The organism is Herbiconiux daphne, from assembly GCF_024979295.1.
Taxonomy (GTDB): domain Bacteria; phylum Actinomycetota; class Actinomycetes; order Actinomycetales; family Microbacteriaceae; genus Herbiconiux; species Herbiconiux daphnes.
In genome coordinates this window covers 389,621-413,999 of the sequence record NZ_JANLCJ010000005.1, presented here as the reverse complement: position 1 = coordinate 413,999, position 24,379 = coordinate 389,621, and the positions used below count along the sequence as shown (strand labels likewise).

Here is a 24,379-nt window from a genome sequence, read left to right as displayed (position 1 = left end):
TGTTAGTGTGCAACGGTTGTGCAGTGAGGCTCAAGACACGATAGTTGACCCGACAGTGTGGTTGTACACTGGTCCCCAAGCGCGGTGACGAGCCATTGAGCCACGACCGATCCCGCCAGGACTGATCACGAAGGAGTGACATGAAACGAACATTCAAGGTCGGCATAGTCGGGGCGGCGGCTCTGAGCCTGGTGCTCACCGGCTGCAGCGCCGGCGGCGCCTCGTCGACATCCGGAGCGGGCGCGACCCAGAGCGCTCTGCCCGAATCGGTCGACCTCAAGGGCGAGACCGTCGTCTCGTTGTTCACCTCGCTGAACAACGACTACTACTCCGGATGGGATCAGGGCGCACGTCGCGCCGTCGAGGCCTTCAACGGAAAGTACGTCGCGCTCACCAACGAGGGCGACCCCGCCACCGAGCTCGCCCAGTTCCAGCAGCAGATCGACGCCGGGGCGAAGATCATCTTCGTCACCGCACCCGACCCGGCGAACGTGCCGGCGATGGCGAAGCTGGCCCAGGACAACGACGTCTGCTTCGCCAACACGTGGGAGCAGCCGAACTGGACGTCACCGTTCGACACCGGCGACCAGTACGTGCTCTACCAGACCCCGCAGTCCACCCAGGCCGCCTATGAACTCGCCAAGAAGCTGTTCGACAAGATCGGCGGCAAGGGCAACGTCGTGCACATCACCGGTCACCCCGGTGCGACTCCCGACACCCAGCGCACCGAAGGCTTCAACAAGGCCCTCGCCGAGTACCCCGACATCAAGCTGGTCGCCGAGGAGCCGGGCGAGTGGAACCGCGATGACGCCCGCACCGCCATGGCCGGCATCATCTCGCGCGTCGACAAGATCGACGCCGTGTTCGGCCAGAACGACGACGTCGGAGTCGGCGCCCTCAACGCCCTCACCGAGGCCGGCATCACCGGTGTTCCGATCACGGGCATGGACGGCAACGCCTCGACGGTCGAGCTGATCCAGAACGGCCAGATGTACGCCGTGTACTCCAGCCTTCCGCAGTGGACCGCCGGATTCTCGTTCGTGCAGGCGCTCGACTACTGCAAGGGCGCCAAGGTCGACCCCCTCAACCGCCAGCTGTGGTGGGACGGCATCATCGTCGACGCCGACAACGCGGCCGACTACCTGTCGACCTACGCCGGCGAATCCGACCCCTACGACTGGGTGAAGATGAGCAAGGTCGCCTACCCGGATGACTGGGACCCGCAGAACGGCGTGCGCCCGCTCAACATGGAGGAGATGTGGTCGTTCGCCGACCAGCCGGCCGGGTTCAGCTACCCGCCGGAGTACGAGGCGGCGCTGCCCAACATGGACGCGGTCACCCAGGAGTGGGACGACCACTGGAAGCTGTTGCGTCGCGACTAGCACCATCATCGGTCTGGGTGGTTCGGGGCATCCGTGCTCCGAACCACCCAGACCCCTCTCTGCTTGACCCCATCAACCATTCGAAACCGTACGGAGTCCGATCATGAGTGGCCGAAACAACGTTGTAGTGCGGGGGCTCAAGGGGGTGGCGTTGCCGATCGGCGGCATCATCGTCCTCCTTCTCCTGTTCTCCCTGCTGGCGCCGTCCTTCTTCCAGCCCAACACCGCCGTCACGATCCTGCGCGAGTCGTCGGCACTGCTCGTGGTGGCCATCGGCATGACGTTCGTCGTCTTGATGGGCAGCATCGACCTCTCGGTCGGCGCCACCGTGACCCTGGCCGGTCTCGTGTCGGCCACGGTCGCCAAAGACGGCTCCTGGGTCGTCGCGATCCTCGCGGGCATCGCGGTCGGCGTGATCGTGGGTCTCGCCAACGGCATCATCTTCGCCTACGCCAAGGTGCCGAGCTTCTTGACCACGCTCGGCATGAGCCTCGTCGTCGGCGGCATCGGCCTGTGGTTCGTGGGCGGGCGCCCCGTGCAGGTGTTCAACCTCGACTTCACCAACATCTCGCAGGGCCGGTTCCTGTTCGGGCTGCCGAACATCGCGCTCTGGGCCATCCTGCTCTGGCTCATCATCAGCTACGTCGGCGCCAAGACCCGGTTCGGCCGCTACACCTTCGCCATCGGCGGCGCCGAGGTGGTGTCGGGGCTCGCCGGCATCCCGATCCGCCGCATGAAGCTCTGGGTGCTCGTGCTCTCGGGTGTCATGGCCGCGATCGCGGGCGTGCTGCTCGCCTCGCGCATCGGCGCGGCGACGCCCGGCATGGGCGACCGGCTCACCCTCGACTCGATCGCCGCGGTGGTCATCGGCGGCACGGCCCTCACCGGTGGTGTCGGTGGCGTGCACCGCACCATCCTCGGTGTGCTCGTGATCACGACGCTCAGCGTCGGCCTCAACACCATGGGCGTCGCGCCCTACCTGCAGGACATCATCCAGGGCGCGGTCGTCATCCTCGCGGTGGCCCTCACGCTCGACCGCTCCAAGCTCACCGTCATCAAGTAGGAGACGTCATGACCGATGTGATCATCGAGACCCACGCGCCTCTGTTGCAGGCGCGCGACATCGTCAAGAGCTTCGGGCCGGTGAAGGCCGTACGGTCGATCTCGCTCGACGTGCGCGTCGGCGAGGTGCTCGGCCTCGTGGGTGAGAACGGGGCCGGCAAGTCGACCCTGCTCAGCCTGATGAGCGGCACCCTCGCGCCCGATTCGGGCGAGCTGATGTTCAACGGCTCCACCACGCAGTTCGACAGCTACCGGGCCGCCACCGAGTCGGGCATCTTCCGCATCTTCCAGCACCAGGCGCTCGTGCCCAACATGACGGTGGCCGAGAACGTCTACCTCGCGCACGAGAAGGCCTTCACGCGGTTCGGCATCATCAGCCAGCGCCGCATGGTGCAGAAGACGCAGGAGATCTTCGACGAGCTCTCGGTCGATCTCGACCCCACCGCCGAGCTCGACTCGCTGAAGTTCGCCGAGCGCCAGGTGGTCGAGATCGTGCGGTCGCTCGCGCAGGCCCGCCTGCTCGGCATCACGCATCCGGTCATCCTGCACGACGAGCCGACGAGCGCCCTCTCGCGCGAGCAGATCGAGTTCTTCTTCGACTTCGTGCGGCGCATCAAGAACCAGGCCGCTCAGGTGTTCGTGTCGCACCGGCTCGACGAGATCATAGAGCTCTGCGATCGCATGGTGGTGCTGAAAGACGGCACGGTCGTGAGTGTGCAGAACGACCCGACCGCGCTGACCGAGAAAGAGATCCACTCCCTCATGGTGGGGCGCGAGGCCGAGCGGCACACCCGCGCGGCGCGCACGAACGACGAGACCGAGCCGCGGCTCGAGCTCTCGGGCTTCACCGGCGAGGGCTTCAGCGACATCTCGCTGCAGATCCTGCCCGGTGAGGTGCTCGGGGTGGCCGGCGTGGTGGGTTCGGGCAAGTCCGACCTCGGGCGCGCCGTGTTCGAGCTCGGACAGGGCGCCACCGGCACGTTGAAGGTGAACGGCGTCGAGCCCGCGCGCCAGGGTTCGCGGGCCGGCATCCGGTCGAGTCTCGGCTACGTGTCGAACGAGCGTCACCGTGACGGCATCATCGCCGGCATGTCGGTGTCGCACAACATCTCGCTGCCCGAGATCGGCGCGGCCCTCGGGCCCGTCATCGTGAGCGGCAATCGTGAGACGACCAACGCCGACACGGCCATCAAAGACCTCAACATCAAAGCCCCGGGCCCCGACACGCTCGTCGGCAACCTCAGCGGCGGCAACCAGCAGAAGGTGCTGCTGGCCCGCTGGATCACGCTCGGATCGAAGCTGCTCGTGCTCGACAACCCCACCAACGGTGTGGATGTCGGCGCGAAGGCCGAGATCTACCGCATCATCGAGGGCCTCACCCAGCAGGGTGTATCGGTGATGCTGATCAGCGACGACCTGCCTGAGATCCTGTCGATGTCCGACCGCATCGTGGTGATGAAAGACGGCAAGGTCACCTCGACCGTGGCCGTCGACGTGACCGCGCCGCCGTCGGAGGTCGACCTCGTCGCAGCGATGGTCTGACCTGACGCCGCGTCAGGCGACGTGCCGCCAGGCGGGCACGTCGTCGAAGTGCACGTCGTAGCGCTCCTGCTCCGGAATGAGCGACGCGAACTCGGCTTCTCCCCGGCTGATGGCCGCCAGCCGCTCGAAGTAGCCGAAGCGCTCGATGCCGGGACTCAGCACGACGTAGACATCGGCGGTCTCGCCCTCCGCCGCACCGAACACGTGGGTGAGGCCCGGCGGCACGATCACCACGCCTCCCTGCGTCACCGTGACCAGCTCGTCGCCGAGCCGGAACAGCATCGTTCCGCCGAGCACGTAGAACACCTCGTGCGAGCGCTGGTGGTGGTGGGGCGGTGCGCCGTCGGCGCCGGCCGCGAGGGTGAGCCGACTGGCGCTGACCGCACCGCCGTCGACGAGCAGTTCGAACGTGCCGTCGGCGAGTGACACCGTGGCCGCTTCTCCGGGCTGAACCACGAGGGGGTGGGGACGGTGATCCACGAGTGATCTCCTTTGTTTCTTCGAGCGCTCCCTACGCGCGGGGTCGGGTGATCGAGCCGGGGGTGAGCAGGATCGTCACGCCGTCGGGGTCGTGCACGGTGGCGATCGTGATCGCGCCGGCCGGGGTCTCCTGCACCACCCGGTTCGGCGCTCCTCCCAGCCCGAGCGCGGCCAGACGGTCGAGCGTCGCCTCGACGTCGACGAAGAACGACAGCAGGAACAGTCCGGGCGACAGAGGCGACCGCGGATCCGGCTCGGCGACCGGCTCGAAGGAGTTGAGCTCGAGCACCCCGGCGTGGTCGTCGACGACATCCGGGTCGCCCAGGAAGACGGCCCGGAGCGTGGTGGTGGGCGCGCCGAACAGTGCGGGCCAGTCGCCCGACACGGTTCGGTCGGTGAGCACCGCGAGCCCGATGCCGTCGCGGTAGAACCGCACGCTCGCATCGAGGTCGGCGACGATGATGGCGGTGTGGTGGATGCCCGGCGACGTCATGACCTAGATCTAGCGCACATGCTCGACGGCGTCCACCGGTCGCCGTAGGTTTGCGGTGTGGGAGTTCGAGGCGTGCTGATCGTGCTCGGCTGCGCGATCGTCGCGGGCGCCATCCCGGTCGCCCTGGTCGCGGTCTTCGGCCCGTCCGGCTCGTGGACCCTCGTCATCTTGAGCAACCTGCTCTGGGTCGCCGCCGCGCTGACGGTCGTGTTCTGCCTGGCGGCACTGGTGCGCCTCTGGGTGCGCCGCCCTCCCCGCGCCTCGAACCGTCGCTAGCGAGCGGCCGACGGGCGAGCGGGGGCGAGCCCGCCCGCCCGTCAGGCGTTCTCGGGCAGGCCCAGCTGCCACTGGTGCGTGGCCGTGTCGGGGCGACAGGCCAGCACCGCCTGCAGCAGTTCCTCGTCGATGGGGGCGGATGCCGCCTCCACGGCTTGACGCAAGTGGTGAAGGTTCGTCGTGCCGATGACCGTCGTGATGGCTCCGCTGCGCTGGATGGCGTACTGGTTGGCCAGGAACGCGATGTCGGCGCCCGCGGCCTCGCACACCTCCGACATCCGCAGCGCCGCGGCGACCACGCCGTCGGGCGACATGTGCCCCTCGGCCGCGATGCGGTGGATGGCGGGGGTCAGCAGCCCGAGCGCCACCGCGGCGGCGTTCATCAGGGCCACCCCGCGCTCGCGGGCGACGTCACCCAAGGTGTCCGAGAGCGAGTTGTCGAGCAGCGTGCCGTGCGCGAAGTTCAGCAGCACGTCGACCTCGGTCTCGGTGAGCACGCGGCGGGCGGCGGCGAGCGAGTAGCCCGTCATGCCGATCGCCCGGCACTTGCCCTCCTCGCGCAGCGCCAGCAGGGTGGCGTAGCCCTCGTCGAGCACCGGGTCGAGGTCGACGAACTCGATGTCGTGCAGCTGCAGCACATCGAGGTAGTCGGTCTGCAGCCGCCGCAGGCTCTCCTCGACGTTGCGCCGGATGCCCTCCGCGCTGAAGTCGAAGATCTCACCCGGGTTGCGCCCCGCCTTGGTGCCGACGAGCACGCGGTCGCGCTTTCCCTTGAGGGCGATGCCGAGGCGCTCCTCGGCGTCACCGTAATAGGGCGACGAGTCGAAGAACGTGATGCCGAGGTCGATCGCCTCGTCGACGGCGGCCACCCCGTTCTCGAGCGGAACCGGCCCGAACAGCTGCCCGAGCGGGGCGGTGCCGAACGACACCGACGAGACCTCGAGCCCGGTGGCTCCGATCGTGGTGAGCTGCATGCGTTGTCCTTTCGACGGTCGACGGTCAGGGGTGCCCGGGCGCGTCGGCCTGATCGAAACAGGCTCGCACCTCCCGGGCCAGTTCGGGAAGGGATTCTTCGATCGGGCGGGCCCGGTGCTCGGCCGAGATGATCTCGACCCCCCACGGCCCGTCGAACCCGGTCGCGCGAACGGCCCGCGCGAAGGCGGGCACGTCGAAATCACCGCGACCGGGATAGCGCCGGCGGTCGATGGTGTCGCTCCAGAGCGAGCCCGTCGGCTGGGCCGCCCCATCGTCGAGCTCCACGACGAACACGTAGTCGCGCGGCAGCCCGGCCACCACGGAGTAGTCGGTCTGCGTGCGGTAGACGTGCCAGATGTCGATGCAGAGGCCGGCCCCCGGGTTGCCGATGGCGTCGAGCAGAGCGGCCCCCTCCTGCACGGTGCGCAGGTTCGACGAGAACGGCATCGGCTCGAGGGCGACGCGCGTGCCGTGTTCGACGGCCTCGCTCGCCAGCGCATCGAGCTCGCGGGCGAACACGTCGGGGTCGTCGATCGCCTGGTCTTCCATCGCCGCCGCCACCTTCACGGTGCGGGCTCCCAGCGCTTCGGCGGCGTCGAACAGGTCACGCCGGATCAGATCGGATGCCGCACGCCGCTCACCCTCGGTCCACCACTCCCCCAGGAACTCCAGTTCGACGAACCCCATGCCGTTGTCGCGCAGGATCGCGTCGAGCTCCGCCAGCCCGCCCCGGGTCTCGCGGAAGGCGATCAGGTCGGCGTGCACGAGGCCGAACCCCGACCATCCGCTCGCGGCCGCCGTCTCGATGCGCCGGCGCAGGTCGATCGGGCTGCGCTCGTCGCCCACCTGCGGCGCCGCGTCTCCCGCGCTGGTCCAGCAGGTGGCGAGCAGCGGGATGTCGCGGCCGGTCATGCCGCCGGCTCCAAGAGCGACGCGAGCTCGGCGACGTTCTCGACGTCGGGGCGGAGCTCGCCTCTCTCGATGCGCTCGGCCACGGCGAGGATCCCCTCGTTCACCGGCACCGGCACCCCGACCTCATGGCCCTTCCGCACGATGTACCCGCTGAACGCATCGAGCTCGGCTCGCCGCCCCTTCATCCAGTCCTGCAGCACCGCGACCCGGGTGTCGGGTCGCGAGTAGAACTGCAGCACCTGATCGAGCAGCAGCAACGAGTAGGAGTCGTCGGGCGGAACCTCGGCCTCGGTCAACCCGAAGATCGGAACCATGTGCACTCCGAGCGCGATCGCCACCGCGTAGGCCTCGCGCGACGCGGCATCCATCACCGGCCGCATGCCGTCGAAGCCGACGGCGGTCAGCAGCGGAACACTGAGGATCGCCGACGGCAGCATCTCGGGCACGTTGGCGATGAGCTTCATCCACTTTGCCGCCCGGATGTCGTCGGTCACGCTCGCCACGGAGGCATGGCCGAGCGCCTCCGCGGCCAGCGCGACGCCGGCCGACGGGTGGCCGTCGAGCGCTCCGACCGTGATCCAGGTCTCGGTCTTGTCGTACTGCCGCACCACGACGCCGGGCTCGAACATGTTCGCCGCGATGCCGAGCACCGCGCCCACGCTGCGCTCGGCGCCGCAGATCTCCGCCACGTCGTCGACCGTCATGCCGTTCTGCAGGCCGACGACCACCGATTCCGGCCCGAGCAAGGGGCGGATGAGCTCCGCGACCCAGCGTGTGTCATAGGTCTTGACCGAGATGAACACCACGTCGAAGGTCGTGCGCAGCTCGGCCACCTGACAGAAGTGGTAGGCCTCCACCGGCGTGACCTCGGTGCGATCGGGCAGGTGAACGGTGAGTCCGCGCTCGCGCATCGCCTCGACGTGCGACGGCCACTGCTCGATGAACACCACGTCGAGGCCGGCCCGGATCAGGTCGGCACCGATGGATGCCCCGTTGGCTCCTGTCCCGACGAATGCGAACGTGGGATCGGCCATCGTTTTACCTCTTCTTCGAGTTCAACACTGATTAACATCGTACGCTAGCACTGTCGCAGACCACTTGTCATGTATATTGCAACTGTACAAACACTGTACAAGGGAAGGTGCAATGGAGCACACGATGAAGAACGCCGCCCCACGGATCGCGGTTCTCGGCACCGGCGCGAACGGCTCGGCCATCGGCGTCGATCTGGTGCGAGCGGGCCTGGATGTCACGTTCATCGACCAGTGGCCCGCCAATGTCGAGGCCATCCGCCGTGACGGCGTGCGGGTCGAGCTGGCGGGCGAGACCACCGTCACCCCGGTCGAGATCCTCCACCTCTGCGAGGTGGCCACCCTGCGCCGGCCCTTCGACGTCGTGCTGCTGCTTGTGAAGGCCTACGACACACGCTGGGCCGCTGAACTCATCGCGCCCTACCTCGCCGACGACGGCGTGGTGGTGGGCGTTCAGAACGGCATGACGGGCGAGGCCATCGCCGACGTGGTCGGTGAGCACCGTGCCGTCGGCGCCGTCATCGAGATCACCTCGGCCATGTACACGCCCGGCGTCGTCGAGCGGCACAGTGCCCACGACCGCTCCTGGTTCGCGGTCGGCGCCGTGCACCCGGCGGCCGCCCACCACGTCGAGACCGTGGCCGGCCTGCTCCGCCACGCGGGCACCGTCGAGGCCACCGACGACATCGATTCCGCCAAGTGGATGAAGCTCATCCTCAACGCCGCCGAACTCGTGCCGAGCGCCATCCTCGACCTGTCGATCGCCGACTGCGCCCGCTACCCGGGCATGCGCGAGCTGATGCTCGAGGCCGGCAACGAGGCCGTGCGCGCCGCGCAGCTCGACGGTGCGACCATCCGGCCCATCTTCGGCATGCCCGACACCACCCCCGAGACCTTCGTCGAGACCGTGCTCGACGAGCTACTGGCCCACTACATCCTCACCCACTCGCGGTCGACCGTGCTGCAGGACTGGATCAAGGGCCGGCACAGCGAGGTCGACGAACTCAACGGCCACGTCGTCGCGACGCTCGAGCAGCACGGCGAGTCCGCCCCGGCGAACGCGGCCATGGTCGAGCTCGCCCACGACATCGAGCGGGGCGAGCTCACCCGCGGCACCGAGCTGTTCGAGCCGCTGCGGGCCCGCACGGCCGAACTCAGAACCACCACAACACGACCCAACACACATGGAGGTAATTGAAGTGTCAGAGAGCAGAGTCGCATTCGTCACCGGCGCCAGTGGCGGCATCGGCCGTGAGACCGTGCGCAAGTTCGTCGCCGCAGGCGACCGGGTGGTGCTGGCCGACCTCTTCCTCGAGGCCATCGAGAGCGTGCAGGCCGACATCCTCGCCGACTACCCCGACGCGGAACTGCTTCCGCTCGTGGTCGACCAGTCGTCGGAGGAGTCGCTTCGCGACGCCGCCGCCGCGGTCAAGGAGTGGGCCGGCCGCATCGACACGCTCGCGCTCGTCGCCGGAACCGTGCAGACCGAGGGCGCCCCGGTGCTCTCGCTGTCGACCGAGGAGTGGGACCGCGTGCACAACACCAACCTGCGCGGCGTCTTCCTCGCCTCGCGCGAACTCGTGCCGCTGCTGCCCGAGAACTCGGGCGCCTCGGTCGTGGCCATCGCGTCGTTCTGGGGCCGTCAGGGGCACGCCTTCTACTCGTCGTACTGCACCTCGAAGGCCGGCGTGATCAGCTTCGTGCAGTGCCTCGCGTCGGAGCTCGCCGAGGTCGGCATCCGGGTCAACGCCGTGGCGCCCGGCAACATCAACACCCCGATGCACCAGAAGGCTCTCGCGGGCGAGGCCGCAGAGCGCGGCATCACGTTCGAGGAGATGCGCGACATCGAGTGGGGCAAGATCCCGCTCAAGGTCGCCGGCGACCCCAAAGCCATCGCCGACGCGGTCTATTTTCTCTCGACCGGCGACGCGGCCTACATCACCGGTGCGACGCTCGACGTGAACGGCGGCGTAATCTTCGTCTAGCCGCGCCGTCGTTGTGGTGCCGGTTGCGCGTCGCGCAGCCGGCATCACGCCAAGATGGAGTCGCACGGTACCGAGAGACTGACTAGGGCGGTTTGCACATGAACGAGATGCTGGGGCCTCGGTTGAGAGCCGTGCGCGAGAGCCAGAAGCTCAGCCTGCGATCGGTCGCGACGTCGATCGGGGTGTCGCCAAGCCTGCTGTCGCAGGTCGAGACCGGTAAGACCCAGCCCTCGGTGAGCACCCTCTACATGCTCGTCAACCATCTGGGCGTCTCGATCGACGACCTGCTGGCATCGGGCGCCACTCCCCCGCCGCCGGCTCCGGATGCGCCGCCGCAGGAGAACGCGGCCGTCACGCCGAGCGTGGAGACACCGGGCGACCAGCCGGTGCAGCGCGCGTCGGAGAACCCGGTGATCGAGATGGAGAACGGGGTGGTCTGGGAACGCATGGCAGTGGGCCCGACCCACACCGTCGACCCCCTCATCGTGACCTACGCACCCGGCGCCTCGAGCTCGATCGAGGGCAAGATGATGCGCCACGCCGGGGTGGAATACGCCTACCTGCTCTCGGGCGAGCTCACGCTTCGGCTCGACTTCGCCACCTACGTTCTGGGCCCGGGCGACTCGCTCTGCTTCGACTCGGTGCGGCCGCACATGTTCTACAACCACACCTCGGAGCCGGCGCGCGGCATCTGGTTCGTGGTGGGCCGCCGCGAGTTCCTCGAGCAGTGGGACGTCAAGAGCGAGGGCAGCGGCGAGCTGCTGCCCGGTCAGGTGCCCTGACTAAGCTCGGCAGACCTCGGCCCTTTGGGCCTAGAAGCCCGTGTCGCCGGTGATGAACCACACCACCCGGGCGGGGTCGTCGCTCTCGCCGGTGACGTGGTAGCCCCGCTTGCCGTCGATCACGATCGAGTCGCCCGGGCCGCATCCCCAATCGCGGTCGTCGACCGCCAGCCGCACGCTGCCCGACACGACGTAGCCGTGCACCCATGACCGCGCCTCGGCCGGCGGCACCGTCTCGCGGTCGCCGGACCGGTAGGTGCTCTCGTGCATGTCGACGTTCCGCTGCGGGGGCGTCGGGGCGATGTGCTGCAACGGATGCTGCAGGCGGAGCGGTTCTGCCATCTCATTCTCCCAATCGCGCGGCGGCGGCACGGGCTGCCTCGAGCAGGTCGGGCACACCGTCCTTCAGCCGGGGTCCGAAATCGTCGTCGGGTCGTTCGCCGTGCCGCCAGCGGGTGTAGATCGCCTCGCAGAACACCGCCGACTTCCACAGGGCGAGAGTCTCGTACCAGGCCAGCCGCGACACATCCGCTCCCGACCGGGCGGCGTAACGCTCGACGATCTCGTCGCGGGTGAGGTATCCCGGTGCGCGGGTGACCGAGGTCAGCTGCATCACCGTGGGCGGGGCGGAGGCGTCGGCGTACATGGCCGTGAGGTAGCCGGCGTCGGCGAGCGGGTCGCCGAGGGTCGACATCTCCCAGTCGAGCAGCGCCCGCGCTCGGGCCGGTGCCTCGGGTCGGAACATCACGTTGCCGAGCCGGTAGTCGCCGTGGATGAGCGCCGTGCGCTCCGACACCGGCAGGTGTTCGGCGAGCCACGCGCCGAGCTCGTCGACCACGGGCAGCTCGCGCTCGGAATTGCCGCTCCAGAGCCCGCGGAACCGCGCCACCTGGCGTTCGAGGTAGCCCTCGGGGCGGCCGAGCCCCGCAGCGTCGTCGCCGTCGACCGGCACCTCGTGCAGGCTCACCAGCAGGTCGACCAGTTGCTCGCTGGTCTGCCGCCGCTGGTCGAGGGAGTCGAGCGCCGCGGGGATCTCGTCGGTGATGACGAGCCCGTCGATGTGCTCCATCACGTAGAACGGCACGCCGAGCAGCCCGGGGTCGTCGCAGACGGCCAGGATGCGCGGCACGGGAACGCCGTGGGCCGCGGCGAACCACTGAACGCGGGCCTCGCGGGCCATGTCGTGGGTCGACTTCGGCAGCGGCGGCCGGGGCCCCCGGCGCACCACGAAGCGGTCGTCGCCGCGGCGGATGGCGTAGGTGACGTTCGACTGCCCGTCGCCGATGCGCGTGGCGGTGATCGCTCCCGCGCCGATGCCGCGCGCGTCGAGGAACGCCGTGAGCGGCTCGATCACGAGCAGCGGGGCCGGGGAGCCGCTGGCCACGAGCGCCGCGGCATCCGCCGGCGTGTCGACGACCTCGGTGACGTGCACCGTGGGCACGGGGGCGCCGTTCGCGGTCACCTCAGGCCTCCGGTCTCTCGATGGCGCCGACGTCGGCGAGCTCGCGCCGGCGCGTCGACGACGCCCGTCGTGAGATGGCCCAGCGGTGGGTCTCGTTGGCGCCGTCGTAGATGCGGAACGGCCGCACCTCGTCGAGGTACGACGCGAGGGGCAGGTCGCTCGACACCCCGTCGCCGCCGCAGAGCTGCATCGATCGGTCGATCACCCGGAAGATCGCTTCGGAACAGTGCACCTTGGCGATCGACGACAGCCGGGCTCCCTCGCGGGGGTCGCGCTCGAGCGCCTCGGCGGTGGCGGTGATGATGGCGTCGGAGGTCTCGATGTCGATCACCGAGTCGGCGATGAGCCCCTGGGCCAGACCGAGGTCGCGAAGGCGGGCGCCGAACAGCTCGCGCGACTCGGCACGGTCGAGGGCGATGTCGAGTGAGCGGCGGGCGAGCCCGAGCCAGCGCATGCAGTGGGTGAGCCGGGCCGGGCCGAGCCGCACCTGGGCGTAGCGGAAGCCCTCGTGCGGGGCGCCCAGCACGGCGTCGTCGCCCACCCGGCAGTCGTCGAAGTGCACGTAGGAGTGGCCGCCGGCGATGGCCCGGTCGATGGTGTGGATGTCGCGGCCGAGCGTGAGCCCGGGGTTGTCGGCGTCGACCAGGAACATGGTGGCGCCGTGCTCGGTGCGAGCCATCACGATGAAGAAGCCCGCGCCACGGGCGCCGCTGATGAACCGCTTGTCGCCGTCGATGCGCCAGCCGCCGTCGACCGCGGTCGCGGTGGTGAGCAAAGCCTCGGGGTCGGAGCCGGCGCCGGGGTGCGGCTCGGTCATCGCGAACGCGGAGCGCACGTCACCGCGCACGAGCGGGGCGAGGTAGGCCTTTTTCTGGGCCGGCGACGCGATCTTCTCGAGCATGTGGGCGTTGCCCTCGTCAGGCGCCATGCAGCCCAGGGCGCTCGGCCCGATCGGCGAGTAGCCGGCCGCCTGGAAGACGGGTGACCACGCGGCGATCGAGAGGCCCTGGCCGCCGTATTCGGCCGGGGCGTGCGGGGCGTAGACGCCGGCATCGCGCGCCTCTGCCTGCAGACGGGCCAGAACCGCGCTGTCGACGCTCGTGCCGGGCTCGGGCTCGGCCGGGATGACGACGTCGCGGATGAAGGCCCGGGTGCGTTCGAGCAGGTCGCCGGGCGCGGTGACGGTGGTGTGCTCGTTCGGGTTCTGGTTCATGTTCTGGTTCTGGTTCTGGTTCTGGTTCTCGGGCACGCTCACGCCACCCCTCCCGCGGCCAGCAGGCCGCCGTCGATGGTGAGCACTTCGCCCGTGATCCAGCCGGCGTCGGCCGAGGCGAGGAACGCGACCGCCGAGGCGACGTCGCCCGGTTCGCCGAGCCGGCCGAGCGGGTAGCCCGCGGTGACGGCCTCCTCTTTGCCCTCGTAGAGCGCCCGCGAGAACACGGTGCGCACGACCGCCGGCGAGACGGCGTTGACCCGGATGCTCGGGCCGAGTTCGACCGCGAGCGTGCGGGTGAGGTGGGCCACGGCGGCCTTCGAGACGCCGTAGAGGCCGATGCCGGGCGACGGGGTGGTGCCGGTGACCGATGACAGGTTCACGATGCATCCGCCCCGCTCGGCGAACTGCAGGCCGGGGTGGGCCACGAGGTCTTGCACCCAGGCGAGCGGCGTGATCACGTTCACCTCGAAGATCTTGCGGGCGGCGCCGAGATCGACGCCGATCAGGTCGCCGAACACGGGGTTCATGCCGACCACGTTGACGAGCACGTCGACCCGCCCGAACTCGTCGGCCACCCGGCGAAGCACCTCGGCACGGTGCTCGGGGTCTTCGGCCCGGCCGACCACCGAGATGCAGCGGCCGTCGGGCAGGGTGGCCGCAGCCTCGTCGAGAACGTCGGCATGGCGCGCCGTGATGCACACCCGCGCCCCCTCGGCCACCAGACGCTGTGCGATCGCGAGGCCGATGCCGCGGCTGCCGCCTGTGACGATGGCCACCGCGCCGGCGAACCGGCCGGGCGCGACGCCGGGCGCTACGTCCGGAGCGGCATCCGTGGCGGCATCCGTCGACGCCTCCGTAGCGGCATCCGTGGCGGCATCGGTGGCGGCATCCGTGGCCGGTGTGGGGTCAGCGGGCATTGACCAGCACCTTGACCTGCTCGCCCTTGGGCGAAAGCAGCACCTCGAAGCCCTTCTCGACCAGGTCGGCCGCTCCGATGCGCCCCGTCACGACCTTGTCGACCGGCAGGCCGCGATCGGCGATGAGGCCGATGATGCGGGGCCAGTCGGTGAGCCGGTAGCACCAGGTGCCGTTGTAGGTGATCTCGCGCTGGGCGAGGATCATCGGGTCGATCGACGCGGGCCGCGTGTGCAGGCCGGTCTGGGTGACGCGCCCGGCGGAGCGCACCGCGTCGAGGGCGGTCTGCAGGGCCCGTTCGTTGCCCGAGCACTCAACCACCTGGTCGACCCCGATGCCGCCGGTGGCGTCGCGCAGCACCTCGATGACGTCGACCGCCGACGGGTCGAGCACCTCGCCGACGTCGAGCGACCGGGCGAGCGCCGCGCGCACGGGGTTGACCTCGGAGATGAACACGCGCGCGCCGAGCGATGCCGCATAGATCGACGCCAGCGCGCCGATCGGGCCGGCGCCGGTGATGAGCACGGCGTCACCGGGTCGCACGCCCGCCGAGTCGACGCCGTAGGCGGCCACAGCGGTCGGCTCCACCAGGGCGCCCTGCTCGTCGGTGAGGGCGTCGGGCAGCGCGAACACGTGGGTCGCCGGCACCACGGCGAGTTCGGCGATGCCGCCCCAGGCGTAGCTGAGGCCGACGCAGGCCATGTTCACACACAGGTGGCCGAGCCCGCGCTGACAGTAGAAGCAGTGCCCGCAGGCGAGGATGGGCATCACCGACACCCGCTGGCCCGGCACCACGTTGGTGACCCCGGCCCCCACCTCGAGCACTTCGCCCGAGAACTCGTGACCGAGGATCTGCGGGGCTGACGCCCCCGTGAGCGCGTGCGCCTCGGTGGGGATGACGATCGGCCCGGCCGCGTATTCGTGCAGGTCGGTGCCGCAGATGCCGCACCAGAACGGGCGCAGCAGCACCTCGCCGGGCCCCACGTCGGTGGGGGCATCGACGTTCTCGATGCGGATGTCGTGTGCGTCGTGGAAGACGGCGGCTCGCATGGTGCTCCTTCGCAGTGGCGGGTCGAGGTGGGGTGAGGTGGTGCCGCCGGCGGGCGACAGTGACGCGGGCGATGTCGCCGAAGAGCGACGCCGGCGCGTCAGGCCGGCACGGACTCCTGGCCGAGCGGCTTCAACCGCTCGACGAACCAGTCGGTCGCCGCGGTGGCGGCCCGGATCAGCAGCGACTGGTTGCTGTAGAGCGCGAGGTGGTCGGACTTGTCGATGACCACCAGGCGCTTCTTCGAGGTCGGGATGGCGTTGTAGGCGCCGATCGCCTCGTCCCAGAGGGTGATGTCGTCGTTCTCGGCCACGATCATGAGCGTCGGCGTGTTGACGATGCGGTGCAGGAACGGCCGGATGTCGTAGGTCATCAGCAGGTCGACCGACTCCAGTGTGGCGTCGAAGTCGTAGTTGGGCGCCTCGTTCTGCTGGAAGGTGTGGAACACCTCGTAGCCCTCGGGGAACGGCCAGGCCGAGATCTCGTTGCCGGTGTCGAGCGTGAAGTGCGGCACCATGGTCTCGCCCTCGCCCGCGAACCGCTTGCGGCGGGCCTCGAGGATGGCCTTCTCGAGCCGGCGGAAGTTGACGGTGCCGTTCGCGAGGCGCATGTTGAGGTAGCCCTCGACCACGGGGATCTGCGACACGGCGCACTTGATGCGCGAGTCGATGGCCGACAGGATGAGCGAGTGGCCGCCGCTGTACGACAGGCCCCACACGCCGATGCGCGAGGAGTCGACCTCGTCGAGCGTCTCGGCGAAGTCGATCGCGTGCCGGTAGTCGGCGATCTGCATCCACGGATCGATGTGCTGGCGACGCTCCCCGCCGGAGTCGCCGAAGTTGCGGTAGTCGAAGAGGATGGCGGCGATGCCGTTCTGCGCGAACATCTCGGCGTAGGTCGGCTGCACGATCTCTTTGACGTAGCACCAGCCGCCGGCCATGACGACGGTGGGGAACGGGCCCTCGCCCTCGTCGGGCGTGAACAGCCATCCGCGGATGGTGTCGCCCTCGCTCTGGAACTCGATGTCACGCCGCACTGATGATCTCCTTTGATCGCAAAAGCCAGGTTCAACCGACCGGTGGGCCGGTCGGTACAACTCTCATTATGCCGTGATGGCGCGATTATCGCTATGCTGAGTTCGTACACGACCGGCCCGCGGGCCGGTTGTTTCTTCGCAAGGCATGATCCGCAAGGGAGCGGCATATGACAACGGCCCTCGAGCCAGACGCGATCTCGCTTCCGCCGCTCGCGCCACCCGCCGTGGCCGAGATGGAGGAGCTCTACTCCGGTGTGTGCGAGGTGCGCACGTTCGAACTGCTCACCTCCGATCTCTATCGCGACGGAGCCATCCCCGGGTTCGTGCACGTCTCGCTCGGCCAGGAGGGCTCGGCCGTCGGCGCGTGCCACGCGTTGCGGGTGAGCGACATGATCACCTCCAACCACCGCGGCCACGGGCACTGCCTGGCCAAGGGCATGCAGCCCGAGGCGATGTTCGCCGAGCTGTTCGGCCGGGCGACCGGCGCCGTCGAGGGCCGCGGTGGCTCGATGCACATCGCCGACCCGACGCTCGGCATCCTGGGCGCCAACGGCATCGTGGGCGCCGGCCTGCCGATCGCCGTCGGCGCCGCCCACGCCGCCCGCACCAGGGGCGACGACGTGGTGGTCGCGTTCTTCGGCGACGGCGCGGTGGCGCAGGGCGTCTTCCACGAGGCCGTCAACCTCGCGGCCCTCTGGTCGCTGCCGGTCGTCTTCTTCTGCGAGAACAACGGCTACGCCGAGTTCACGGCCGCCGCCGACGGGCATCCGGCGACCCTCCGCGAACGAGCGGCCGGCTACGGGCTGCCCTACCTCGAGATCGACGGGGCGGATGTCTGGGCCGTCGCCGACCGCATGGCCCGCGTGGTCGACGGGGTGAGGCACGGCAGCGGCCCGGTCGTGGTCGAGGCGATGACCGACCGCTGGCACGGGCACTACGAGGGCGACCAGCAGCAGTACCGCGACACCGACGACCTGCGCCGCGCCCGCTCGACCGACCCGGTCACGCGCGCCGAAGACCGGCTGCGCGAGCTCGGCGTGTCCGACGAGCGCATCACCGCCCTCCGCGAGGCCGCGACCGAGAGCGTCACCGCCGCAGCAGAGCGTGCGAAGGCGGCTCCCGAGCCCTTGGCCGCCGACGCCGGCCGCTACGTCACCGCTCCCCGCCCCGAGGTGGTCGAGCAGAAGCCTGCAGCGGATGCCGCCCCGGTGAAGTACATCGAAGGCATCCGCACCGCCCTGTCCGACGCGCTCGACGACGACCCGCTCGCCTTCCTGGCCGGCATCGACGTGGCCGCCGGCGGCGGAGTGTTCGCGGTGAGCCGGGGGCTGCACGCGCGGCATCCGGATCGGGTGCTCGACACCCCCATCTCCGAGGCCGCGGTGCTCGGCCTCGGCGTGGGTGGCGCGATGGCGGGGCTCCACCCGGTGGTCGAGATCATGTATCTCGATTTCATCGGGGTGGCCTTCGACCAACTGCTCAACCAGGCTGCGAAACTCCACTTCATGACCGCGGGGCGAGCATCCATGTCGATGACCGTGCGCACCCAGTTCGGCGCCGGGCGGTCGGCGGGCAGCCAGCACTCGCAGAGCCTGGAGGTGCTGCTGGCCCACATCCCGGGGCTCACCGTGGTGATGCCATCGACCGCGGCGGATGCCTACGGGCTGTTGCGCTCGGCCATCGACGACCCGAATCCGGTCGTCTACATCGAGAACCGCACCCTCTACGGCCGGCGCTCACCGGCGGCGCCCCGCGGCCACCGGGTGCCGATCGGCCGCGCGCGCATCGCCCGTGAGGGCACCGACGTCACCGTCGTGAGCTACTCGCGCATGGTGCTCGAGTGCCTCGAGGTCGCCGAGCGGCTCGCCGGCGAGGGCATCGACGTCGAGGTGGTCGACCTGCGCACCATCTCGCCCTGGGACCGCGAGACCGTGCTCGCCTCGGTTCGGAAGACCTCGCGGCTCGTCGTCGTGCACGAGGCCGTCACCGACTTCGGGGTGGGCGGCGAGATCGTGTCGACCGTCGTGGGCGAGGCCTTCTGGGCGCTCGACGGACCGCCGCAGCGCGTCGGCGCCGGTTTCTCGCCCGCCCCCTACGCCCCGCCGCTCGAGACCGCGTGGCTGCCGCAGCACGCCGACATCGAGCGGGCCATCCGCGCGACCCTGGAGCCGTTCTCATGAGCCGTCCCGATTCCGCCTCGCTGGCCGATGCCCCCGCGCTGGCCGATGCCCCCGCGCTCGCACCCGGAGGCGTCGACACCGCGCCCCGCCAGGCTCCGCTGACGGCGTCGGGCGAGCTGCGCCGCGCCGAGATCCTCGAGGCCGCCGCCTCGCTCTTCGACGAGCTCGGCTTCCATCGCACCACCACCGCGGCGATCGCCGACCGGGTGGGCACGGCGAAGGCCACGGTCTACCACTACTTCAAGGCGAAGCACGACATCCTCTACGCCATCCACGACGAGTGGATCGACGAGCTGCTGTCGCTGTTCGAGGCGACCACCGCCACCACCGACGACCCGGTGCTCGTGGTCGGCGCCGTCATGCGCGACATCGTGGCCCTGATCGACCAGAAGCCCGGCCACGTGCGGGTGTTCTTCGAGTACTTCCGTGAGCTGCCGCCCGAGATGCAGCGGTCGGCCAAGGTCAAGCGCGACCGCTACGAAGAACTGGTCGAGTCAGCCATCCTGCACGGCATGAAAGAGGGCTCGATCGCCTGGCAGAACCCGCGCACGGCGTCGTTCGCGCTCTTCGGCATGTGCAATTGGGCTTACCAGTGGTACCGGCCGGGCGGCGCCCTGACGCACGACGAGGTCAGCGACCAACTCTTCAACATCTTCATGTCGGGCGTGGGTTCGCGGGGCTTCACCGAACGGTCCGCCGATGCGTGAGCACACCCGCACGGCACCCGTCGCCTACGCGTCGCTCGAACCGTGGCAGCGCTCGATCGGCGAGATCTTCGCCGAGTCGGCCGCCCGGCAACCCGAGGCGGTCTACGTCGTCGACGGCGGGGTGCGCGCCGATCGCGCCACCATGGCCCGGGCCGCGGCGACCGTGCGCGACGCCCTGCTCGCCGCGGGCGTGCGGGCGGGCGACGTGGTGAGCATGCAGCTCTCGAACACCTGGTGCACGATCGCCGCCATGCACGGAGCGTGGGCGATGGGCGCCGTGGTGAACCCCATCACCACCATCTACCGCGGCAGCGAGCTCGGGGCCATCTTCGGCAGTGCCGCGCCCGCCGCCGTGCTCGTGGCCTCCACCGCCCGCGGGGTCGACTTCGTCGCCCAGGCGCGCGACGCGGTGGCGGCGGCCGGCATCTCCGCGGTCGTGCTCGACATCGACGAGATCCTGCCCGCCCCGCCCGCGGCAGCCGGCCCTCTCGCGGAGCCTGCGCATCCGCTGGCCGTCTCCCCGGTGAGCCCCACGGATGTCGCCCTGCTCATGTTCACCTCGGGCACCACCGGCACCCCCAAAGGGGTTCTGCACTCGCACCAGACGCTGCTCTACGAAGCGGCGTCGATCGGCGAGGTGTTCGGCCTCGACGGGGAGGCCGTGTTCATGCCGTCGCCGCTGGCCCACGTCACGGGTCTGCTCTACGGCGTGCTGATGCCGTTGCTCACCCACGGCAGCGTGTCGCTGCTCGACCGGTGGGACGCCGACGTCGCGGCCGACCTGATCGAACACGACGGCTGCGCGTTCACCGTGGCCGCCACCCCGTTCCTGCGCGGCCTCTCCGACAGCTACGCGCGGCGCGGCACGCCGTCGTCGCTGCGCGCGTTCGTCTGCGGCGGCGCCGACATCCCGCCCACACTGGTGGCCGAGGCCGAGCAGACCATGGGCCTGCGAGTGTCACGCACCTACGGGTCGACCGAGATGCCGACCCTCTGCATCGTGCGCCCCGACGACGCCGGCCCCGACCGCCTGACCTCGGAAGGCCACCTCATCGGCGAGGCCGACGCCCGGCTCGCCGACGACGGCGAGCTCGAGGTGCGCGGCCCGGAGCTGTTCGTCGGCTACCTCGATCCGCGCGACGACGAGCCTGCGTTCACGAACGACGGATGGTTCCGCACCGGCGACCTCGCGAGCATCACGCCCGACGGCCTCATCACCATCACGGGGCGCCGCAAAGACCTCATCGTGCGCGGCGGCGAGAACATCAGCGCCAAAGAGGTCGAAGACCTGCTGCTCACGCACGAGGCCATCCTCGACGTGGCGATGATCGGCGTGCCCGATCCGCTCATGGGCGAGCGCGCCTGCGCCGTGGTGGTGCTGCGGCCCGGCGCCGAGCTGCGACTGGCCGACCTCACCGCACACCTCGACCGCCGCTCGATCGCCCGGCAGAAGTACCCCGAGCTGCTCTGGAAGGTCGACGCCTTCCCCCGAACGGTGTCGGGCAAGGTGCAGAAGTTCGTGCTGCGCCAGCAAGCCGCCGCCGCCTCCGCGGCCGGCGCCCTCGAGCGCCGCTAACCCCCTCCCGCCCGCGCCCCCCGCTCCCCGCTCTCCTCCCGCGGTCGCGCAAAAGCACCTCGAACCGCCCCGGAAGCGCCCTTTGCGCGACCGCCCGCTCCGCTCCCCCGACACCTCCGCGCCCGCGGTCGCGCAAAAGCACCCACTGGGGGCGCGGAACGACATTTTGCGCGACCCCTCGGGCCCGAGGGGGCACGAGCGGCAGCGGCGGGTCAGCGCGAGGGGTCGACGAGGATCTTTCCGTCGACCTGCCCGGCCACGAGGCGGTCGAGCTGCGCGCCGAGGTCGCCGAGGCCCACGACCTGCTCGATCAGCTCCTCGCCCAGAACTCCCTCGGCGAGGATGTCGAGCGCGGCGCCCAGATCGCTGTCGCACACGTGCGCGAGGCTCGAGTCGAGCGTGATCTCGCGAAAGACGAGCGAGTGCACGTCGATCGTGGGCTGCACCTTGGGCAGCCCCACGGCGAGCACCCGGCCGCCGTCGCGCACGAACGCGATCGCGTTGGCCAGCTGCCCGGGGGCGCCACTGGCCTCGATCACGACGTCGGGCCGCGAACCGCCGAACGACTCCCGCACCTGGTCGCCCAGGTCGTCGCCGGGGCTCACCACGCTCGAGGCGCCGAGCCGCAGCGCGCGTTCCTGCTTCGGGCCGGGGAACTCGACCACGGTCACCTGCACGTCGAACAGGTGCTTGAGGCCCGCCAGCACGAACGACGCGATCGCGCCGCCGCCGATCACGAGCACCTTGTCGCCGTCGACGGCGCCCGACCGACGAGCGGCATGGATGCCGACCGCGAGCGGCTGAGCGAGCCCCGCCGCATCGATCGAGAGCCCCTCGGGCACCTTCGCGAGATTCTTCACCGGGGTGGAGGCGTATTCGGCCATGCCCCCGTCGAGGCTCAGGCCGAGCGTGTAGTAGACGTCGCACATGTTCGTGCGCCCCTCGAGACAGCGATCACACTCGCCGCACCAGACGCCGGCTCCGGATGCCACGACGTCACCGGCCTCGAATCCCGAACCCTCGGGCGCGGACACGATCTCGCCCACGAATTCGTGCCCGGGGATCATCGGGCCGACGTGCCCCGTGACGCGGTGGGGCTTCGTGATGGGAAAGATCTTCGGCCCGGCCACCCACTCCGTGGCATCCGTGCCGCACATGCCCGAACGCAGCACGCGCACGACGGCCTCGCCCGGCTTGGGCTCGGGCACGGGCACCGTCTCGACCCGGATGTCTTTCGCCGCGTGGAAGACGGCGGCCGACATGGTGGAGGGCAGCTCGGTGGTGGCGGTGATCGAGTCGTGGGCAGTCATGGCAGGTCTCTCGTCGATGGAGCGGTGCGGTCGGTCGGTGCGGTCGGTCGGGCAGCGGGTTCGGCGGCGATGGCGCAGGCGCGGCGGCGCCGCCCTCAGCCGATCAGCGGCGCGTCGAACTCGATGTGCGCCTTGATGGTGGTCTGCGGGTGGTGCGCCGAGTCGAGCGCGTCGAGGGCGTCGGAGGCCGGGTAGACGTTGGTGATGAGCGGGCTCAGGTCGATCTTGGTGTTGGCGAGGAACCGCAGCGTCGCGGGCCACAGCCCCTCCGACCCGATCACACCGGTGATCGAGAGCTCCTTCGACTGGATGAGGCCGAGCTTCGCCGGTGCCGAGCGCCCGACGTCGATGCCGACGTAGCAGACGCGGCCGCGGTGGCCCACGTACTCCAGGGCGAGCGCCATCACCTCGGGCCGGCCACTGCACTCGATCACCACGTTCGCGCCACGACCGTCGGTGACCTGGGCGATGAAGTCGATCGCGTCATCCGGGTGCACGGTGTGCGCCGCGCCGAGCTGGGTGGCCGCAGAACGGCGGTCTTCAGAGGGCTCCACCACCACGGTCACCGCACCGAGGGCGGCGGCGCCCGCGGTGACCGCGAGGCCGATCGGCCCGGCGCCGAGCACCACGAGCGTGTCGCTCGCATTCACGTTGCCCACCTTCATCAGCGCCGAGTAGGCCACGCTGAACGGCTCGACGAGGGCTGCGTCGGCGAACGACAATCCCTCGGGCACCTTGTGCAGCCAGGCCGGCTTGGCCACGAAGTAGTCGGCGCCGGCACCCGAGATCGAGAAGCCGAAGTGGTCGTCGCCGATCACGCACTCCCCCACCACGGTGTCACCGACGGTGAACCCCTGGGTCTTGGAGCCCACGGCCGCCACCTGACCCGACCATTCGTGGCCCGGGATGATGGGGTAGCTGAACGGAATGATGTAGCGCCCCTCGAGCAGATCGATGTCGCTGTGGCAGACCCCCACCCGGCGTGCGGCGACGAGCACCTCGTCGTCGGCGATCTCGGGAATCGGCAGGTCGAGCACCTCGGGCTCGTCTTGGCTGGTGAACTGCAGAGCCTTCATGGCGGTCAACTTCCTCGTCGTCGTGTGCAGGGGTAACGCAGGGATGGATCAGTGCGCCGAGCGCTTGCGGGTGACCTCGGCGATCGACGCCCAGTCCCACTCCGCCTGGCCGTCGGCGATGGCCTCGTCGAAGATGTCGCGCAACACGCCGGCGGTGGGCAGCACCACCCCGCTCGCGTCGGCGGCGTCGATCGCGAGGCGCAGGTCTTTGAACCCGAGCTCGGTCGTGAATCCCGCCGGCAGGTAGCTGCTCTGCGAGATCTCGGCGCCGTAGCCCGAATAGACCGGGCCGGGGAACAGGCTGTCCGACGCCAGCTCGATGAAGCGGCCGGTGTCGACCCCCCGGGCTTCGAGAATGGCGACCGACTCCGACATCGACTGCAGGGCGTGGATGATCATGTAGTTCATGCCGATCTTCACGACGTTCGCGTCGCTCGGCGTCGAGCCGAAGTTCCACACCCGGCGCCCCATCAGCTCGAAGTAGGGCGTGGCGCGTTCGACCGCCGACTCGTCGCCGGCCACGAGGATCGACAGCGACCCCGCCGCCGCCACCGTCGACCGGCCGAGCACGGGGGCGGCGACGTAGCCGACTCCGGCCTCGTGGTGCAGGCGCGCCAGCTCGTCGGCGCCCGCCGCACTCACCGTGGCCATGTTCACGTGCACCGCTCCCTCGGGCGCGGCGGCCAGCGCCTCGGGCGAGAACACGTCGAGCACGGCCCGCTCGGCCGAGAGCATCGAGAACACCAGCGTGGTGGCGAGCGCGTCGTCGACTCCGGATGCCGCGGTGGCGCCCTTCTCGACCAGGCGCGCCGCGGCATCCGGTGACCGGTTCCACACCACCACGTCATGGCCGGCCTCGACGAGCACGCCCGCCATCGCCTCGCCCATCGTGCCGAGCCCGACGAACCCGATCGTCTCGCGATCCGCCGCCAT

Annotated in this window: 24 protein-coding genes; 10 read left to right on the top strand and 14 right to left on the bottom strand. The window is 70.0% G+C overall.

Translation table 11 applies throughout. The features are described 5' to 3' along the window. Nucleotides 1-140: 140 nt before the first annotated feature. From N1032_RS15655 to N1032_RS15645, 3 genes are all read left to right on the top strand, one after another. Complete coding sequence (locus N1032_RS15655) at nt 141-1,382, top strand: sugar ABC transporter substrate-binding protein (protein ID WP_259540090.1); 1,242 nt, start codon at nt 141-143, stop codon at nt 1,380-1,382. A 103-nt stretch (nt 1,383-1,485) separates the two neighbouring features. Beyond that, nucleotides 1,486-2,445 (top strand): ABC transporter permease, encoded by a 960-nt coding sequence (locus N1032_RS15650; protein WP_259540089.1) that lies wholly within the window; start codon nt 1,486-1,488, stop codon nt 2,443-2,445. Between the two features lie 8 nt (nt 2,446-2,453). Then, complete coding sequence (locus N1032_RS15645; RefSeq protein WP_259540088.1) at nt 2,454-3,986, top strand: sugar ABC transporter ATP-binding protein; 1,533 nt, start codon at nt 2,454-2,456, stop codon at nt 3,984-3,986. A gap of 12 nt (nt 3,987-3,998) precedes the next feature. On the opposite strand, the gene N1032_RS15640 is transcribed toward N1032_RS15645, so the two are convergent. Continuing rightward, nucleotides 3,999-4,466, bottom strand: a complete 468-nt coding sequence (locus tag N1032_RS15640; protein ID WP_259540087.1) for a cupin domain-containing protein — start codon at nt 4,464-4,466, stop codon at nt 3,999-4,001. Nucleotides 4,467-4,497: 31 nt separating this feature from the next. Beyond that, entirely contained in the window at nt 4,498-4,959 is a 462-nt protein-coding gene (locus tag N1032_RS15635; protein WP_259540086.1) for a VOC family protein, read from the bottom strand. Nucleotides 4,960-5,016: 57 nt separating this feature from the next. Between N1032_RS15635 and N1032_RS15630 the strand changes: the two genes are divergently transcribed. Beyond that, complete coding sequence (locus N1032_RS15630; protein ID WP_259540084.1) at nt 5,017-5,235, top strand: hypothetical protein; 219 nt, start codon at nt 5,017-5,019, stop codon at nt 5,233-5,235. A 41-nt stretch (nt 5,236-5,276) separates the two neighbouring features. On the opposite strand, the gene N1032_RS15625 is transcribed toward N1032_RS15630, so the two are convergent. From N1032_RS15625 to N1032_RS15615, 3 genes are read right to left on the bottom strand one after another with little or no spacing between them, the layout of a single operon-like run. Further along, entirely contained in the window at nt 5,277-6,209 is a 933-nt protein-coding gene (locus N1032_RS15625) for an aldo/keto reductase (protein WP_259540083.1), read from the bottom strand. Between the two features lie 25 nt (nt 6,210-6,234). Then, entirely contained in the window at nt 6,235-7,122 is an 888-nt protein-coding gene (locus tag N1032_RS15620) for a sugar phosphate isomerase/epimerase family protein (RefSeq protein ID WP_259540082.1), read from the bottom strand. Continuing rightward, entirely contained in the window at nt 7,119-8,156 is a 1,038-nt protein-coding gene (locus N1032_RS15615) for a ketopantoate reductase family protein (RefSeq protein WP_259540081.1), read from the bottom strand. The genes N1032_RS15620 and N1032_RS15615 overlap by 4 nt, the downstream gene beginning before the upstream one ends. A 112-nt stretch (nt 8,157-8,268) precedes the next feature. On the opposite strand from N1032_RS15615, the gene N1032_RS15610 reads away from it, so the two are divergent. The 3 genes from N1032_RS15610 to N1032_RS15600 all read left to right on the top strand — a co-directional run bounded on the left by N1032_RS15610 (nt 8,269) and on the right by N1032_RS15600 (nt 10,920). Next, the gene (locus N1032_RS15610) at nt 8,269-9,351 is read left to right on the top strand and encodes a ketopantoate reductase family protein (RefSeq protein ID WP_259540080.1); all 1,083 of its coding nucleotides are present in this window, start codon (nt 8,269-8,271) and stop codon (nt 9,349-9,351) included. A 1-nt stretch (nt 9,352) separates the two neighbouring features. Beyond that, complete coding sequence (locus N1032_RS15605) at nt 9,353-10,138, top strand: SDR family NAD(P)-dependent oxidoreductase (RefSeq protein WP_259540079.1); 786 nt, start codon at nt 9,353-9,355, stop codon at nt 10,136-10,138. A 98-nt stretch (nt 10,139-10,236) separates the two neighbouring features. After that, nucleotides 10,237-10,920: a cupin domain-containing protein gene (locus tag N1032_RS15600; RefSeq protein ID WP_259540078.1), complete on the top strand. Its 684-nt coding sequence runs from the start codon at nt 10,237-10,239 to the stop codon at nt 10,918-10,920. Between the two features lie 30 nt (nt 10,921-10,950). Here the strand turns inward: N1032_RS15600 and N1032_RS15595 are convergent, their stop codons facing one another. From N1032_RS15595 to N1032_RS15570, 6 genes are all read right to left on the bottom strand, one after another. Next, a complete protein-coding gene (locus N1032_RS15595) occupies nt 10,951-11,262 on the bottom strand; it encodes a cupin domain-containing protein (RefSeq protein WP_259540077.1) in 312 nt (103 codons plus the stop codon). Between the two features lies 1 nt (nt 11,263). Beyond that, nucleotides 11,264-12,382, bottom strand: a complete 1,119-nt coding sequence (locus N1032_RS15590) for a phosphotransferase family protein (RefSeq protein ID WP_259540076.1) — start codon at nt 12,380-12,382, stop codon at nt 11,264-11,266. Nucleotide 12,383: 1 nt separating this feature from the next. Further along, a complete protein-coding gene (locus N1032_RS15585) occupies nt 12,384-13,637 on the bottom strand; it encodes an acyl-CoA dehydrogenase family protein (RefSeq protein WP_259540075.1) in 1,254 nt (417 codons plus the stop codon). Further along, nucleotides 13,634-14,515 carry an SDR family oxidoreductase gene (locus tag N1032_RS15580; protein ID WP_259540074.1) on the bottom strand — a complete coding sequence of 294 codons (882 nt, stop codon included), beginning with the start codon at nt 14,513-14,515 and terminating at the stop codon, nt 13,634-13,636. The genes N1032_RS15585 and N1032_RS15580 overlap by 4 nt, the downstream gene beginning before the upstream one ends. Then, a complete protein-coding gene (locus N1032_RS15575) occupies nt 14,505-15,563 on the bottom strand; it encodes a 2,3-butanediol dehydrogenase (RefSeq protein WP_259540073.1) in 1,059 nt (352 codons plus the stop codon). Before N1032_RS15575 ends, N1032_RS15580 begins: the two co-directional genes overlap by 11 nt. 98 nt (nt 15,564-15,661) lie before the next feature. After that, nucleotides 15,662-16,597, bottom strand: coding sequence for an alpha/beta hydrolase (locus N1032_RS15570; protein ID WP_259540072.1), 936 nt, complete (start codon nt 16,595-16,597; stop codon nt 15,662-15,664). A gap of 167 nt (nt 16,598-16,764) precedes the next feature. Here N1032_RS15570 and N1032_RS15565 point away from each other — a divergent pair, with 167 nt between their 5' ends. The 3 genes from N1032_RS15565 to N1032_RS15555 are packed head-to-tail and all read left to right on the top strand — an operon-like array spanning nt 16,765 to nt 21,060. Next, on the top strand, nt 16,765-18,777 hold the full coding sequence (locus N1032_RS15565) for an alpha-ketoacid dehydrogenase subunit alpha/beta (RefSeq protein ID WP_259540071.1): 2,013 nt from the start codon (nt 16,765-16,767) through the stop codon (nt 18,775-18,777). After that, on the top strand, nt 18,774-19,484 hold the full coding sequence (locus tag N1032_RS15560) for a TetR/AcrR family transcriptional regulator (RefSeq protein WP_259540070.1): 711 nt from the start codon (nt 18,774-18,776) through the stop codon (nt 19,482-19,484). Before N1032_RS15565 ends, N1032_RS15560 begins: the two co-directional genes overlap by 4 nt. Beyond that, nucleotides 19,477-21,060 carry an AMP-binding protein gene (locus tag N1032_RS15555; protein ID WP_259540069.1) on the top strand — a complete coding sequence of 528 codons (1,584 nt, stop codon included), beginning with the start codon at nt 19,477-19,479 and terminating at the stop codon, nt 21,058-21,060. Before N1032_RS15560 ends, N1032_RS15555 begins: the two co-directional genes overlap by 8 nt. Before the next feature lie 212 nt (nt 21,061-21,272). Here N1032_RS15555 and N1032_RS15550 read toward each other — a convergent pair whose 3' ends face one another. The 3 genes from N1032_RS15550 to N1032_RS15540 all read right to left on the bottom strand — a co-directional run bounded on the left by N1032_RS15550 (nt 21,273) and on the right by N1032_RS15540 (nt 24,379). Next, entirely contained in the window at nt 21,273-22,370 is a 1,098-nt protein-coding gene (locus N1032_RS15550; protein ID WP_259540068.1) for a zinc-dependent alcohol dehydrogenase, read from the bottom strand. Between the two features lie 95 nt (nt 22,371-22,465). After that, the gene (locus N1032_RS15545; protein ID WP_259540067.1) at nt 22,466-23,446 is read right to left on the bottom strand and encodes a zinc-dependent alcohol dehydrogenase; all 981 of its coding nucleotides are present in this window, start codon (nt 23,444-23,446) and stop codon (nt 22,466-22,468) included. A 48-nt stretch (nt 23,447-23,494) separates the two neighbouring features. Then, a complete protein-coding gene (locus tag N1032_RS15540) occupies nt 23,495-24,379 on the bottom strand; it encodes an NAD(P)-dependent oxidoreductase (RefSeq protein ID WP_259540066.1) in 885 nt (294 codons plus the stop codon).